Origin of the sequence: Bacillus sp. JJ1122, from assembly GCF_036964885.1 — a bacterium.
In the GTDB taxonomy this organism is placed as follows: domain Bacteria; phylum Bacillota; class Bacilli; order Bacillales; family Cytobacillaceae; genus Mesobacillus.
Map to the genome: position 1 here is coordinate 1 of NZ_JBALQL010000007.1, position 14,715 is coordinate 14,715.

The window sequence follows — 14,715 nt, forward strand, 5'->3', positions numbered from 1 at the left end:
TTAGGCACGCCGCCAGCGTTCGTCCTGAGCCAGGATCAAACTCTCCAAAAAAGAGTATGAGTTAAGCTCATAATTTAAAACGTTGGCTAGTGATCATCTATATAATAGAAGTCACTATAATATTGTTTGTTGACGCTTGTTTGTTTAGTTTTCAAAGAGCAATTTGTTACTGCGTCGCCCAGAAGCGACTTTATTAATATAACATTTTCTTGCTGTATAAGTCAATAACTTTTTTAAAAAACCTTTTGAAGAAGTTGTTGTTTTCGTTACTGACTTTGAAGATTATATCAGGCATATTATTATAAAGCAATACTTTTCATGCACTTTCTTAAAGAAATTTCCTATTCACTTGGAGTTAATAAAAAGACTCTATTAAACAAGTCTGTTGATTTTCGTTCCAGGCGCTTCGCTTTCCGTGGGGTTGGCGGTGACCCTCCTCATCGCAAGCTCCTGCGGGGTCTCACCTGGCCAGCTGATCCCACTGGAGTCTACACGCCTTCCACTACTATCAACAGGATATAAAAATCAACATTCAGCTTTAACAGAGTCAATAAAAAAGCCAGCTCAGCGGCCAGCTTTCTAAATGACTTCCTCGATATGCAAGTGCCGGTTTTTCTCTAGCGCAAGAATTTCATTTAATTCTATTAATCTGACTAAAGGCCTGGTTGGATTTTTTTCTTCGACAAAAACAATTTCCGCAGTTTGTCCATCAGACAGGCGAACGATGCTGCCAATCGAAAAATTCATGATGGATGAACTCAATGCCTTTAAAGCGGCAATATCAAATTCTCCGAACAGTTCCTCATTGATTATCTCTAGAACTTTAAAAGGAGAATGCTTTGGTTTATACATCCGTTCAGAAGTCATTGCGTGAAAAGAATCGGCAACCGCAAGAATCTTAGCAAATGGATGGATCCTGCTGGCTTTCTCGCCAAAAGGATACCCACTTCCGTCCAGCCTTTCGTGGTGATGAAGAATGGCAATCTTTGCAGCTTCCTTCAGCAATGGACTATTCTTGACCATCTGGTAGCTATATGTAGGATGCTTCTTGATTTCCTCGAACTCTTCTACAGTCAAGGTTGTATTCTTATTGATTAAATTTGGACTGATTTTTGCCATGCCGCAGTCCGATAGACAGCCTGCAACCGCAATTTGTGTTACATCACCCTTGCTGTAATTTAGCTTTTTGGCAATGAATGCAGAGATAATGCCCACTGCCAGTGGATGATCATAAAGGTACTCAGATTTAGTTGAATAGTGATGCAGGTGGAAAATGTCTGATGAATGGATATCCGCCTGTTCTATTAATGGCACAATAATGCCTCTCACTTTTGATATATCGATTTGCATTCCTGATTGCCAGGAGATAAATTCTTTTTTAAATTCTTGTTTGGCACGTAAAAATAAATCAAAAAAATTGAGATCAGATATATTTTGTGAAGCAGGATTCCATGGTGCTTTTTTGTCAGCAATTTCAGGTGCATTGAAGGGAATACCGGTTACTAGAGTCTTTTCTACTTCTACTTCTTTTATGAGAAAAGCTTTTAGAACCTCTATTAAGTGATTTGACAGTACTGTCTTTTTGCTCATGATTGATCTATTGGTATTAAGGAGAACATCATCAGTAAGGATACAGCCCTCTATAAGGTTGTCTACATATACGCGCAAGGCTTTCCACCCCAAATTTTATTTTCATACTATTAAGTTTACTTTATTTTACCAAAAAAGAGGAACACAATTTTTGTGTTCCTCTCAAAGTTTTATTCATCATCTTCATTGTTTGACTCTGGCGCAACTGCTTCATCGGCCTGTTCACTGATGTTTTCTGCGTCGCCAATTGATTCTGGTTCAATTAGCGCTTCGCCATTTTCATCAAGTTCCAAGTCATCGATTTTTTCTTCTTCCTTGTCAACTTTCGCTACTGTCGCTACATATTCATTCTCTGCCTTGTTCAGGCTGATGAGTTTTACACCTTGCGTATTACGGCCAGTCATCGAAATCGAGCTTACAGGAATACGGATAAGCACTCCGCCTGTTGTGATCAGCATCAGGTCTTCTTCGCCTGTTACAGCCTTCATCGTCACCAGGTCACCGTTTTTATCTGTAATGTTGCATGTCTTGATTCCTTTGCCGCCTCGCCCTTGCCTTCTGTACTCCTCGGAAGGTGTTCTCTTGCCGTATCCATTTTTCGTAACGACGAGGATTTCAGCGCTTTCTTCAAGGACTTCCATTCCTACTACTTCATCGTCATCAGAAAGGGAGATTCCTTTTACACCTGTGGCAGTACGTCCCATTGAACGGACATCTGTTTCAGGGAAACGGATTAATAAGCCATTCTTAGTACCGATGATCATTTCTTTGCTTCCGTCAGTCAAGCGTACGGAAATTAGCTCATCACCTTCACGAAGGTTAAGAGCGATCAAACCATTGTTACGGATGTTTGCAAAGGATGAAAGTGGCGAACGTTTTGAAATCCCTTCTTTAGTCGTGAAGAACAAGAACCAGTCATCCACAAATTCCTCGACCGGAATGATTGCGTTCACCCATTCTCCTTTTTCAATTTCAAGGAGGTTAATGATTGGAATCCCTTTAGCTGTACGGCTGAATTCTGGGATTTCGTAACCCTTCGAACGATATACCTTTCCTTTGTTCGTAAAGAAAAGAATGGTATCATGCGTAGAAGTTGTAATCAGGTGTTCTACGAAATCATCTTCATTTGTTCCCATACCCTGGATCCCGCGGCCGCCACGTCTTTGTTGGCGGTATGTAGATACAGGCAAACGTTTTACATAGCCATTATGGGTTAGGGTAATGACGATATTTTCTCGAGGGATTAGATCTTCATCCTCAATCATTTCTAATCCGCCAGAAACAATTTCAGTCCTGCGAGTATCGTTAAAGCGCTCTTTAATTTCAATAAGCTCTTCACGGATGATTTCAAGCACTTTTTCATTATCTGCAAGGATTGCTTTCAACTCTGCAATCAACTGCATCAGGTTTTGGAATTCTTCTTCAATCTTCTCACGTTCTAAACCTGTAAGCCTTTGAAGACGCATATCCAGGATTGCCTGTGCCTGCTTCTCTGAAAGATTGAACTGGGTCATCAAACCTTCTCTAGCTATATCTGTTGTACGTGAGCTTCTGATCAGGCTGATAACAGCATCAAGGTTGTCAAGAGCGATTCGCAGCCCTTCGAGAATATGGGCACGTGCCTCTGCCTTCTTAAGCTCAAACTCAGTTCTTCGGCGAATGACAACTACCTGATGGTCAAGATAATACTTCAAACATTGCTTCAGGTTCAGAACCTTCGGCTGGCCGTCTACAAGAGCAAGCAAGTTAATTCCAAAGCTTGTCTGCAATGCCGTTTGCTTATAAAGGTTATTTAAAAGTACATTGGCATTGGCATCCTTGCGAACTTCGATGACCATCCTCATTCCTTTACGGTCAGATTCATCTCTTAAGTCCGTAATGCCATCAATTTTCTTATCGCGGACAAGTTCCGCTATTTTTTCTACCAATTTAGCCTTATTAACTTGGTAAGGAAGTTCTCTTACGATGATAACTTCTTTTCCATTTGATTTTTGCTCAATTTCTACTTTTGCCCTAAGCGTGATCGACCCGCGTCCAGTCTCATATGCCTTGCGGATCCCGCTGCGGCCCAGAATCAGTCCTGCCGTTGGGAAATCCGGACCTGTTATGATTTCCATCAACTCTTGAATCGTTAAGTCAGGGTCCTTGCTTATCGCTAATACCCCGTCAATAACCTCACCAAGCTGATGCGGAGGGATATTTGTGGCCATCCCGACGGCAATTCCTGATGTTCCGTTTACAAGAAGGTTAGGGAATCTTGATGGCATGACGATCGGTTCTCTCTCAGAACCATCGTAGTTATCCTGATAATCTATTGTGTCTTTATTGATGTCGCGCAAAAGCTCCATGGAAATTTTGGACATACGTGCTTCTGTATAACGCATCGCAGCCGCTGCGTCACCATCGACAGAACCGAAGTTGCCGTGGCCATCCACAAGCATATAGCGGTAGTTGAAATCCTGTGCCATACGGACCATTGTGTCATAAACAGCAGAGTCACCATGCGGGTGATACTTACCGATTACTTCACCGACGATCCTCGCCGATTTTTTATAGGCCTTGTCAGAATGCATGCCAAGGTCATGCATAGCATAAAGAATCCTTCTGTGCACAGGCTTTAAGCCGTCACGCACGTCAGGGAGCGCACGAGCAACGATAACGCTCATGGCATAATCCAGGAAGGATGAACGCATTTCCTGGCTAATATTTATTTCTTGTACACGAGAATTTGGTATCTCAGCCATTTAAGAGAAACCTCCTTTAGTAAGAAAAGCGCAAGCGACTTGGCAGCCACGAGGGCTGGGCGCTGGAGCTAGACACTAATCTAATTGTTAAAGTCCATAATTCTTATAAATAATATCTGTTCAGCACAAACCATATACAGGCATGCGAATTTGCACGGCCAAGTGGTCATTTCAGAAAAAGCAGGATAGAGGCAGAACCTTCTATCCTGGGCATATATTAAATATCTAGGTTCTTTACATAGATTGCATTTTCTTCGATAAAGTTACGGCGTGGCTCTACTTTGTCGCCCATTAAGATCTCGAAGGTTTCATCTGCTTCAATAGCATCTTCAAGTCGTACTTGAAGCAGTGTCCTGGTTTCCGGATCCATCGTTGTTTCCCACAACTGCTCTGGATTCATCTCACCAAGACCCTTGTAACGCTGTATCCCAGGCTTTGGCTGCTGTGAAAGTCCACTAAGGATTTGTTCAAGCTGCTTGTCATTATAGGCATACTCAATGCGCTTCCCTTGCTGTACTTTGTATAAAGGCGGCTGGGCAATATAAATATAGCCTGCTTCGAGAATCTGTCTCATATATCTGTATAAGAACGTTAATAATAAAGTACGGATATGGGCTCCATCTACATCAGCATCTGTCATGATGACGATTTTATGGTAACGGGCTTTCGAAATGTCGAAATCCTCGCCAATCCCTGTTCCGATTGCTGTAATGATTGCTCTTACCTCGTTATTGGACAAAATCTTATCCAGACGGGACTTTTCAACGTTCAGGATTTTACCTCTTAACGGCAAAATCGCCTGGAAGTGACGGTCACGGCCTTGCTTAGCAGATCCACCCGCAGAGTCACCCTCAACGACATACAGTTCGCTGATGGATGGATCTTTAGATGAGCAGTCAGCCAATTTACCTGGCAAGCTTGAGATCTCCAGGGCGCTTTTACGCCTTGTCAATTCACGAGCCTTCTTCGCAGCGAGTCTTGCCCTTGCTGCCATAAGACCTTTTTCAACAATTTTTCGCGCGACATTAGGATTTTCCAGAAGGAATTTCTCAAAATGCTCGGAAAAAGTTGTATCCGTCACATTACGGACTTCTGAGTTTCCGAGTTTTGTTTTCGTCTGTCCTTCGAATTGTGGATCTGGATGTTTGACGGAAACGATTGCTGTCAATCCTTCACGGACATCTTCACCTGAAAGGTTAGCATCAGCTTCCTTGAAGATGCCATGCTTGCGGGCATAATCGTTAATAACACGTGTTAACGCCGTTTTAAATCCAAATTCATGCGTTCCGCCTTCGTAGGTATGGATATTATTCGCGAAAGAATATATGTTCCCGGTATAGCTATCATTGTACTGAAGCGCTACCTCAATCGTGATGCCATCCTTTTCACCTTCGATGTAGATTGGTTCATCATGAAGGACTTCTCTTGTGCGGTTTAAATGCTCTACATATGATTTAATTCCGCCTTCGTAGTAATACTCATTCTTTTTGTTCTCTACGCGTTTGTCTTCAATCGTGATTTTGATGCCTCTGTTCAAGAAGGCAAGCTCACGCAGACGGTTCGCAAGGGTGTCATAGTCATATTCAAGAGTCTCGGTGAAAATTTCACTGTCCGGCTTGAAATGAACGGTTGTTCCAGTGTGGTCGGTCTCGCCGATTACTTTTAGAGGATCCCCGACAGCGCCTCGTTCGAATTTCTGGTAATGGACTTTCTCATCACGGTGAACAAAGACTTCAAGATACGTAGAAAGGGCGTTTACGACTGAAGCCCCAACACCATGGAGTCCTCCCGAAACCTTATAGCCTCCGCCGCCGAACTTACCGCCGGCATGAAGCACTGTCATGATAACTTCTACAGCTGGCCTTCCCATTTTTTCATGAATCCCAACCGGTATTCCACGGCCATTATCTTTGACAGTAATGCTATTGTCCTCTTCGATAATGACATTAATCTCATCACAAAAGCCGGCTAGGGCTTCGTCTATACTATTATCAACGATTTCCCATACTAGATGGTGCAAGCCTTTGGCACTCGTTGAACCGATATACATTCCCGGACGTTTACGTACAGCTTCCAGGCCTTCGAGCACTTGTATCTGATTTTCATCATACGCTTGTCCCTGCATGGATTGTTGATCCATTGCCATATCGATCACCTACACTTTCATTTTGACTCTTCTTTTTCAAAATTCTTATGTGCTGGCGGGTTTGCACAGATTGCTGTATTACGACAAAATTTGCAGAAACCGCCGATCTATTAAAACTCCTGAACGGATAATTTTTGGGAGCGTCTCTTTAATGTTCCCGATGCGAGAGGGGAAAAATAAATATGATTGCCAGTCACTACGATCGACTTGACCGCCCCTTTTGTCAGATGGACGATCTGCTGATCCTGGTGTGCGATGAATTCCTCCATGAATGGGGATGAATTGGCGCTGTCGATATCTAAAATTGCAATAATATCCTTAGTCCTTACAAGAACTTCTTCACCCACATGCAAATACATTGATTCCACCTCATTGGATTCTCGACATTTCGCCGGACTCCACTTTGTATGCTGCTGCTTCTTTCAGCGTCTGATGGTCAATCCCATCCACACTTGTCGTGGTAACGAATGTTTGAACTTTCCCCTGGATGGTATTCAATAAATGGGATTGGCGATAATCATCTAATTCGGATAAAACATCATCAAGCAATAAAATTGGATATTCGCCAATTTCAGAATGAATTAGCTCGATTTCTGCCAGTTTCACCGAAAGTGCCGTTGTCCTCTGCTGACCTTGTGAGCCAAATGTCTGGACATCCCTTCCATTGACAAAAAACTGCAGGTCATCGCGATGCGGCCCGAACATAGTTGTTCCGCGGTCGATCTCTCTCATCTTTATTTTAGCAAATTTTTCTTCATAGATTGCTATCATTTTCGACAAATCATCATCTTCTGATACATCTGCAGAGGGTTTATAGATGATTTTCAAGCTTTCGAGTCCTCTTGATATCCCCTGATGGATTGGCAATGCCCATTGTTCAAGAAGATTCAGGAATTCAAATCTCTTGACGACAATCCTGGCAGCCATCTGGATAAATTGTTCTGTTAGGATATCAAGCATGGTCAGATCGGTGCTTTTCTTGATTTGCAGCTGTTTCAGATAATGGTTTCTTTGCTGCAGAATTTTGTTGTATTGGCTGATTTCATGCAAATAAATCGCCGATACCTGCCCAATCTCCATATCAATAAAACGACGCCTTACTTGAGGGCTCCCCTTTACAAGGTGGAGATCTTCAGGCGCGAACATGACGACATTCATATTTCCAACATACTGACTTAGCTTGCGCTGTTCAAGATGGTTAACCTTTGCACGCTTGCCCTTTTTCGAAATGACAAGCTGCATTGGCAGTGACCCGTTGCTTTTTTTAATCCGTCCCTCTATTTTAGCATATTCCTCGTCCCAGCGAATTAAATCTTTATCATTGGAGGTCCTATGCGACTTAGCCATCGCAAGCACATAGATGGATTCCATGACATTTGTCTTTCCCTGGGCATTTTCACCAAGGATCACATTGACTTTATTTTCAAATTCCACCTCTAGTCCCTGATAATTGCGATAGTTTCTTAATTGCAAATCCTGTATATACATGAACAGTTCATCCTCTGGATTATTGCGTTATGTTGAACTCGCCAAATCCAGGAATTCTTACCTGGTCTCCGGAACGAAGCTTTCTTCCTCTTCGCTGATCTTGTTCCCCATTGATAAAAACATCATGTTCACTTAAAAACCATTTAGCCATTCCACCGGATTGGATTACATCAGCTAATTTTAAAAACTGGCCAAGTGTAATATATTCAGTATCAATTTTCACATTTTCATTCACGGTCTCACCCTTTTCTTCCAAAAGGACTTAATACTTTATTTTACTAAATTTTTTCCATAGAAACAAATTTTCTTGTTTTTAGGCTGATATTGAAAGATTGCGTTAAAACTCAGTTGTTGATTTCCGCTCCAAACAACAGGTGTGGTAATAAAGTCTTGTAAGAACATATATAAAAAAAGCCACCAGCAAAAAACTGGTGGTCGTATGATTTTAGTAAGTTCTGACTGGCAAGATCAGCTGCAGGATGGAATCATCATGAAGCGGTCTGATCACGAACGGTCTCATTGCGCCAGTAAAGCTAATCTGGATTTCTGCTCCTTCAAGCGCTTTAAGAGCGTCCATCATATATTTTGCACTGAATGAGATCTTCAAATCTTCGCCATCAATGGACTGGCTTTGGATTTCCTCGACGACCGTTCCAATCTCAGGAGTATTGGATGAAACTTCAATCGCTCCGCCATCAATTGTTGAAAACTTGACGACATTGTTTCTGCCTTCTCTTGCAAGAAGCGACGCACGGTCAATCGCATGTAAAAATTCCTTCGTGTTCACGACTACATCCGTTTTGCTCTCATTCGGGATCAATCTTGCAGTATCAGGATAGTTTCCTTCAAGCAGTCTTGAGAAGAATAATAAATGTTTTGCTTTAAATAAAACTTGGTTCTCGGTAATAACGATATCGACAGTGTCTGAGCTGTCATCAAGGATTTTACTTAATTCTGTCAGACTCTTTCCTGGAATGACAACATTATAGTTTCCAGTATTATCAGCTTCCAGTCTCGCTTTTCTCAATGCTAGCCTGTGGCTGTCTGTTGCAATGCAGACTAATTCGTTGTTTTCGACCTTCCAGTTTACACCTGTCAAGATGGGGCGTGTTTCTGAGGTGGACACTGAAAAGACAGTTTGGCGGATTAAGCCTTTTAATAAATCCGTTGGAATCTTGAAAACATGTTCTTCCGAAATTTGCGGAAGGTGTGGATATTCTTCTGCATCCAGTCCATTAAGATTAAATTCAGACTTACCAGAACGGATGACGGTCTGCAAATTATTGTGTACATCGATTTCTACTGTGTCTGTAGGAAGCTTTTTAACGATTTCACTAAAGAAACGCGCCTGCAAAACAATGGATCCCGGCTGTTTGATTTCAACAATTTCATCTCCAGCTTCTTCTTTCGGAATGAAAGATTCGATTGAAATATCGGAATCGCTGCCAGTAAGAGTTACTCCCTCTTCATTAGCAACAATCTTGATTCCCGTCAAAATAGGAATAGTTGTTCTGCTGGTTACTGCTTTCATAACGTCCTGGACGCTCTGGAGCAAGGCATCGCGTTGGATAATAAATCTCATTTTTTAAGCCTCCGTTTAGGAATATTTTTTTCTTAAATGCATATAATTATATGTTTTAAAATATAGTAGAAGTACTAGTAGGGCCTGTGGATTTGTGGATAACCGCTTTTATCAAAGGAAATACAGCCTATCCACATGTGGACAGACTGTGCGCAACTGATGGTGAGTTATTCACACTTTCCCCTAAACCCTCAATTGTTCATTTATGTCTTTAAGCTGCTTTTGCAGATGGGAGTCGACAGCAATCATTTTGGAAATTTTCTCATGTGCATGGATGACCGTTGTATGATCGCGGCCTCCAAATTCCTCCCCTATTTTAGGAAGAGAGAAATCTGTTAGTTCTCTTGATAAATACATAGCGATCTGTCTCGGGAAGGCAACGGATTTCGTTCGCTTCTTCGCTTTAAAATCCTCAAGCTTCACATTGTAATGCTGTCCTACCACTCTTTGGATATCCAGAATTGTAATGACTTTTGGCTTCGAGCTAGGAATAATGTCCTTCAGTGCTTCAGCTGCTAAGTCCGCATTAATGTCTTTATTAATCAATGATGAATAAGCAACGACACGAATCAATGCACCCTCAAGCTCACGGATGTTGGAATCAATTTGGTTTGCGATATAAAGCATGACTTCATTCGGTATATCCAAACCTTCTGCTTTCGCCTTTTTACGAAGGATCGCAATCCTTGTTTCCAGGTCAGGCGGAGTAATATCCGTGATCAATCCCCATTCAAAGCGGGATCTTAACCTGTCTTCTAGAGTCGGTATTTCTTTAGGCGGACGGTCACTTGAGATGACAATCTGCTTACTTTCTTCATGCAGCGTATTGAATGTATGGAAAAACTCTTCCTGAGTTTGTTCTTTTCCTGCCAGGAACTGAATATCATCAATGAGCAAGACATCGACATTCCTGTATTTATTGCGAAAATCTCCTGCTTTATTGTCCCTGATCGAATTGATGAATTCGTTTGTGAACTTTTCAGAGGACAAGTACACCACTTTCGCATTAGGGTTGTGGTCCTGGACATAATGCCCGATCGCATGCATCAAGTGGGTTTTTCCTAGTCCTACTCCTCCATAGATGAATAATGGATTATAGGCCTTGGCCGGTGCTTCTGCTACTGCCAGCGAGGCAGCATGGGCGAAACGGTTGCCTGAACCGATGACGAATGTATCGAAAGTATATTTTGGATTCAGCATGCTTACTGGTAAATCAGGTATATCGTCTTCCCTCTTCACCCTTTTTGGAGGTAACGGAATGTCGAGATCTTCATCATTTTGGTTTTGGGGAATGATGAATTTTACCGCTAGTTCTTCACCAGTAATTTCATACAGGATACCGCTGATTAACTGCGAATAGCGCTCTTCAAGCCAGTCGCGGGCAAATTCGTTAGGAGCCGTAATCGTAAGTACATCACCTTGGAGCGTATGTGCTTTTGTTGATTTCAGCCATGTATCAAAACTTGGCTTGCTGATCTTTTTCTCGATTTTCGCGAGAGCATTATTCCAGAGATCTGCAATGTTCTCCAACAATTATCCCTCCTTTTCCTCTGTTTTAAATACACTTTCCTGTCGTTTTAACTAAAAAATACAGGTTATACACGTTGTACAACCCTTAATTTCATAAATATACGAAACTATTAATGTGGAAAAATATATAATAAGGAAGTAAATAAGCTTTTCGACAATATCCACTATCTGTGGACAAAGTTTTACAACAGGTCTGAATAACCTATCCACAGCTTATCCACATTTTGTGGATAAGTATATTTTCGCTATCGAATTATTAAGAGTGAAAACACAAATATAATATCAGATAATCCAGCATGGCGCAACGCCTTTTAATACATTATCCACAATATGCTATCGCTGTGGAGATAATTTGTCCACAGGCCCTTGACTTGTGTAAAAGGTGTAAAAATGAGCTGTGGATAAAGAAAATGGTGTCGATTTTTGTCCACAGGGACTTGAAAATGGGTTAATTCTTAGAAGCAAAAATTTTGTTTAAGGAAAATATTATTTATTTTATCCAGTGAGGAAAAAATAATTTAAGAAAGATGTGAGCTGAAGATACACTCCTGGTTTTTACTATGGTCTTTCTTATATTTGTGCAAGTCCATCACTTTTTTTGGAGTCGAGGGCCTTCCGCTCTAATCAGCAAGTGTTAAAAATAAAATTGTCTTTTAACGCAGCTTTTTCTTGAAAATTTTTAGATGAGTTAATAAAACAGGATAATGAGACTGATCAGTTGTTGCCCGAGAAAATAAGTTCATTTAAAACCAGGCTAGGAATTAGAAGGAAGAAAGAATCTATCCTTATATAGAAGCTGATGACATTTTTGCAGAAAGAAGAAATTTTTTCTGGCTGTCATTTGGGGAGTTTTCCGAATAGGCACTTGACAATTTCCCCTGCTCATCTTTATAATTACAAAGACTGTCTGTAACAGCTATTCCTCAGGGAGGTGTAACATATATGAAACGTACTTACCAACCAAATAAGCGTAAACACAGTAAAGTTCACGGATTCCGTGCTCGTATGAGCAGTGCAAATGGCCGTAAGGTTCTTGCTCGCCGTCGTCGCAAAGGAAGAAAAGTATTATCAGCTTAGGCCACTGAAATGTCAGTGGTCTTTTTTCTCTTTGGGCAATACTATTTTTGGGCTTTTTCGTAAACTTAGTGGCCTAGCTGCTTATACCAGGGATTCATTTGGGAAAGAAATGATAGATGAATCCCGATGCTAAGGCCTGGAAAACGATTTTTAAAAAGCCTTTGTAAAGAGAATGGATCCATTGAGAATTGTAGGTGTTTAATAGATGAAAAAAGATTTCAGAGTGAAAAAGAATAAAGAGTTCCAAGAGGCTTTTAAAAAAGGAAAGTCTGTTGCGAACCGCCAGTTTGTCGTTTATGTTTTGAAGAAACCTGAGCAGGAGAATTTCCGAATCGGGCTTTCTGTGAGCAAAAAGATTGGCAATGCCGTAGTCCGCAACCAGATTAAAAGGTATGTCCGCCAATCGTTTCATGAACTGCAGGACCGCGTACATAATGGGAACGATTACATCATCATTGCCCGCAAGCCGACTGCGGACATGGGAATGCATGATATAAAGAAAAGTCTTGAGCATGTTTTGAAGGTTGGCAAGGTTTTGAAGAAGCCGAAAGCTGGAGATAATGATTGAGGCAAAATTATTGAGGGATTTGCATTTTTTAAAAGCGCTTCACACTAAAAGATGTTAAAATACTCTTGAATTGCATTCTGCCAGTAATTTATGAGGGAAAGTGTACATAAATTTGGGACAAACACTTGAAATAATGAATGTTTTTGGAAGTGAGGAGGAAATTCAGCTTGAAAAAAAGAATATTATTGGTAATGGGCTTGCTTTTAGTGATGTCATTGCTGACTGGATGTTCAGAGTATAACCAGCCAATCACACCAGAAAGCAAGGGTTTTTGGAATGAGTACATCGTCTATCCTTTATCCCTGCTGATTGTGAAGATGGCTGAATGGCTCGGAGGCAGCTTTGGTTTATCGATTATTGCTGTTACCTTGATCATCCGTTTTGCTATCCTGCCGCTTATGATCAAACAAACGAGAAGCTCAAAAGCGATGCAGGCATTGCAGCCGGAAATGGCTAAATTAAAAGAAAAATACAGCTCTAAGGACCAGAAGACACAGCAAAAGCTTCAACAGGAAACGATGGCACTTTTCCAGCAACATGGAGTAAATCCGCTTGCAGGGTGTTTCCCGCTTTTGGTGCAAATGCCGATTTTGATTGGTTTCTACCATGCGATTTCAAGAACTAGAGAAATTGCTGAACATAATTTCTTATGGTTCGATCTAGGTTCACCGGATCCGTTTTATATTCTGCCGATCGTGGCGGGTATAACTACTTTCATTCAGCAAAAATTGATGATGGCTGGCCAGGAAGGCAATCCGCAAATGGCCATGATGCTTTGGCTGATGCCGATCATGATCGTTGTTTTTGCGATCAACTTCCCAGCAGCTCTTTCATTGTACTGGGTAGTAGGTAATCTATTTATGATTGGTCAGACGTACTTTATTAAAGGGCCGGATCTTAAAAAAGCAAAGGCTGCCGGCGATGCGGGAGGAGCAAGTAAAAAGTGAGACAGATAACTGCTAAAGGACATACCGTCGACGAAGCAGTAGAATCAGCTTTAGCTCAATTAAAGACTACCAAAGACCGCACAGAGATTGATGTAATTGATGAAGGCAAAAAAGGGATATTTGGACTCTTCGGAAATCGTCCAGCTGTCGTCAAAGTGACAGTGAAACCTGACGCTGTTGAAGAAACGGTCAAATATTTAAAAGCAATAGGGGAAAACCTGGGTGCTCCAATCGAAGTTGAAGTAAAAAGGGAAGGGAAGACGGTACTGTTTACATTAACAGGCGAGAAAATTGCTTTGTTGATTGGTAAACGCGGCCAGACTTTAAATTCTCTTCAATTTCTGACCCAGCTAGTCATGAACCGCTACTCTGAACAGTATTCCACTGTATTGCTGGATGCTGAGGACTATCGCAAGCGCCGGAACGAAACACTCATCCAGCTTGCAGACCGCCTCGCGCAAAAAGCAGTCAGAACGGGCCAGACCGTAGCGCTTGAACCTATGCCTTCGTATGAACGCAAAGTGATTCATACTGCATTGATGTCCAACAAGAAAATCAAAACATACTCAGATGGTACCGAGCCGCACAGACACATCGTGATCGCGCCATCGAGATAATATTGAAGAACCCCGATTCTTTGAGAATCGGGGTTCTTTTGCGTTTATTTTGAATCGCGAGGTCCACGGTTTTACTGGAAAAAATCATTGAAAATTTCCAGTTTGCGGGATTTCGACAAAATGCCGCGGAATTAATCCGATTTTTCGCGGAACTGAAGGTGAAAGTTGCGGGATTTCGACAAAAAGTTGCGGAATTTTCAGGATCAACCTCCCTAATAGGAACTACTTTAGAGGTTTTACTCTCTGAAGAAATCTCCAATATAGCATTATTGAAACGCATTATTAGGTGATTATTCATTAAATAACGATTACCACACAACTAAGTCTCTATCGAAGTCTTTTAAAAATACTTTTGCTCCTGTTTCAAAGTCCTGGAGCAAACCGATCCTCGTATATAAAAAATGCTGTTTTCACTTTTCCACAGCC

At 41.4% G+C, this 14,715-nt stretch carries 12 protein-coding genes; 4 read left to right on the forward strand and 8 right to left on the reverse strand.

Going from position 1 to position 14,715, the window contains the following annotated elements:
* Positions 1-579: 579 nt before the first annotated feature.
* From V7201_RS05985 to dnaA, 8 genes are all read right to left on the reverse strand, one after another.
* Positions 580-1,668, reverse strand: coding sequence for an HD-GYP domain-containing protein (locus tag V7201_RS05985; RefSeq protein ID WP_335375883.1), 1,089 nt, complete (start codon positions 1,666-1,668; stop codon positions 580-582).
* Positions 1,669-1,760: 92 nt separating this feature from the next.
* Complete coding sequence (gene gyrA / locus V7201_RS05990; RefSeq protein WP_335375884.1) at positions 1,761-4,334, reverse strand: DNA gyrase subunit A; 2,574 nt, start codon at positions 4,332-4,334, stop codon at positions 1,761-1,763.
* A gap of 217 nt (positions 4,335-4,551) precedes the next feature.
* Complete coding sequence (gyrB, locus tag V7201_RS05995) at positions 4,552-6,459, reverse strand: DNA topoisomerase (ATP-hydrolyzing) subunit B (protein WP_335375927.1); 1,908 nt, start codon at positions 6,457-6,459, stop codon at positions 4,552-4,554.
* Between the two features lie 131 nt (positions 6,460-6,590).
* Positions 6,591-6,839 carry an extracellular matrix regulator RemB gene (gene remB / locus V7201_RS06000; RefSeq protein WP_335375885.1) on the reverse strand — a complete coding sequence of 83 codons (249 nt, stop codon included), beginning with the start codon at positions 6,837-6,839 and terminating at the stop codon, positions 6,591-6,593.
* A gap of 10 nt (positions 6,840-6,849) precedes the next feature.
* Positions 6,850-7,968, reverse strand: a complete 1,119-nt coding sequence (gene recF / locus V7201_RS06005) for a DNA replication/repair protein RecF (RefSeq protein WP_335375886.1) — start codon at positions 7,966-7,968, stop codon at positions 6,850-6,852.
* A gap of 19 nt (positions 7,969-7,987) precedes the next feature.
* Positions 7,988-8,203 (reverse strand): S4 domain-containing protein YaaA, encoded by a 216-nt coding sequence (yaaA, locus tag V7201_RS06010; RefSeq protein WP_335375887.1) that lies wholly within the window; start codon positions 8,201-8,203, stop codon positions 7,988-7,990.
* A 210-nt stretch (positions 8,204-8,413) separates the two neighbouring features.
* On the reverse strand, positions 8,414-9,550 hold the full coding sequence (gene dnaN, locus V7201_RS06015) for a DNA polymerase III subunit beta (RefSeq protein ID WP_335375888.1): 1,137 nt from the start codon (positions 9,548-9,550) through the stop codon (positions 8,414-8,416).
* 183 nt (positions 9,551-9,733) lie between these two features.
* The gene (dnaA, locus tag V7201_RS06020; RefSeq protein WP_335375889.1) at positions 9,734-11,080 is read right to left on the reverse strand and encodes a chromosomal replication initiator protein DnaA; all 1,347 of its coding nucleotides are present in this window, start codon (positions 11,078-11,080) and stop codon (positions 9,734-9,736) included.
* A gap of 942 nt (positions 11,081-12,022) precedes the next feature.
* Here dnaA and rpmH point away from each other — a divergent pair.
* The 4 genes from rpmH (at position 12,023) to jag (ending at position 14,289) form a co-directional block, all read left to right on the forward strand.
* On the forward strand, positions 12,023-12,157 hold the full coding sequence (gene rpmH / locus V7201_RS06025) for a 50S ribosomal protein L34 (protein ID WP_013059930.1): 135 nt from the start codon (positions 12,023-12,025) through the stop codon (positions 12,155-12,157).
* Between the two features lie 205 nt (positions 12,158-12,362).
* A complete protein-coding gene (gene rnpA, locus V7201_RS06030; protein ID WP_335375890.1) occupies positions 12,363-12,725 on the forward strand; it encodes a ribonuclease P protein component in 363 nt (120 codons plus the stop codon).
* Between the two features lie 167 nt (positions 12,726-12,892).
* Complete coding sequence (gene spoIIIJ, locus V7201_RS06035; protein WP_335375891.1) at positions 12,893-13,672, forward strand: YidC family membrane integrase SpoIIIJ; 780 nt, start codon at positions 12,893-12,895, stop codon at positions 13,670-13,672.
* Entirely contained in the window at positions 13,669-14,289 is a 621-nt protein-coding gene (jag, locus tag V7201_RS06040; protein ID WP_335375892.1) for an RNA-binding cell elongation regulator Jag/EloR, read from the forward strand. The genes spoIIIJ and jag overlap by 4 nt, the downstream gene beginning before the upstream one ends.
* The last annotated feature ends 426 nt before the right edge of the window (positions 14,290-14,715 follow it).

Excerpts from the sequence above, each read along its gene's own strand:
- gyrA (WP_335375884.1), bottom strand. The coding sequence starts at position 4,334 with ATGGCTGAGATACCAAATTCTCGTGTACAAGAAATAAATATTAGCCAG.
- gyrB (WP_335375927.1), bottom strand. The coding sequence starts at position 6,459 with ATGCAGGGACAAGCGTATGATGAAAATCAGATACAAGTGCTCGAAGGC.
- remB (WP_335375885.1), bottom strand. The coding sequence starts at position 6,839 with ATGTATTTGCATGTGGGTGAAGAAGTTCTTGTAAGGACTAAGGATATT.
- recF (WP_335375886.1), bottom strand. The coding sequence starts at position 7,968 with ATGTATATACAGGATTTGCAATTAAGAAACTATCGCAATTATCAGGGA.
- dnaN (WP_335375888.1), bottom strand. The coding sequence starts at position 9,550 with ATGAGATTTATTATCCAACGCGATGCCTTGCTCCAGAGCGTCCAGGAC.
- rpmH (WP_013059930.1), top strand. The coding sequence starts at position 12,023 with ATGAAACGTACTTACCAACCAAATAAGCGTAAACACAGTAAAGTTCAC.
- rnpA (WP_335375890.1), top strand. The coding sequence starts at position 12,363 with ATGAAAAAAGATTTCAGAGTGAAAAAGAATAAAGAGTTCCAAGAGGCT.